Origin of the sequence: Mammaliicoccus sp. Q-M61, from assembly GCF_022386055.1 — a bacterium.
Lineage (GTDB): Bacteria > Bacillota > Bacilli > Staphylococcales > Staphylococcaceae > Mammaliicoccus > Mammaliicoccus sciuri_A.
In genome coordinates this window covers 1-712 of the sequence record NZ_JAJNJL010000027.1, presented here as the reverse complement: position 1 = coordinate 712, position 712 = coordinate 1, and the positions used below count along the sequence as shown (strand labels likewise).

1 pseudogene is annotated in these 712 nt (G+C 37.5%); it reads right to left on the bottom strand.

Annotated features, from left to right (window positions below):
• Positions 1–712, bottom strand: a pseudogene (locus LQ677_RS14500) (hypothetical protein); the annotation flags it as partial.

The following is a 712-nucleotide window of genomic DNA, read 5'->3' as shown; positions in this document are numbered from 1 at the left end:
GATAATCTGGGATTGTCACTGCACCTGTTACATCCTCTGTTGTCGTTGGTGTACCATGATCTTTTGTTACGCCGTCTGTTGTTGGTTCATATTGTCTGTTATCCAGAACTTTTACAATAAATGAATCAGCTGATACATCATTGTCTCCTACGACTAAATATGCAGTGTAAATATCTCCATCTACCGCACTATCTGGAACAATAAATGTACCTTGTTGTTCACCATCTTCTAACGTATTAATGTCGCCAGTTTTTTGAACTACATTACCGTTCTTATCTCTCCACTCAACGCGCGTTGGTAGTGGTGAAATATTTGAACCTATTAAGTCGATATGAACTTCGTCACCTGGAACTGCAGGTTTATCGGTATTATTATATTCCAACACATCTAAGTTAATATCATTAGATGGAACTAATGCAAAATTAACGTTATACCACATTGGATTAGCAACTAAGTTTTGAGCCGGTGCTGTTTGTGGTGTCCATGATAAGTTACTGTTTGGTGCTCTAAATTGAGGACTTGTATAAGATGAATATGCATTCACTACATTACCATCTGGATCCATCACATAACCATACATATAGCTTGTATTTAACGTACCATCTGGGAATCTCAAAGTATATCGACCGTTATCATCTGTTTCACCATAAACGGTTGCTGAAATATAGTCAGGATTTGCTTCTAATAATGCTTTAGCTGCTGCTGCTCTTTC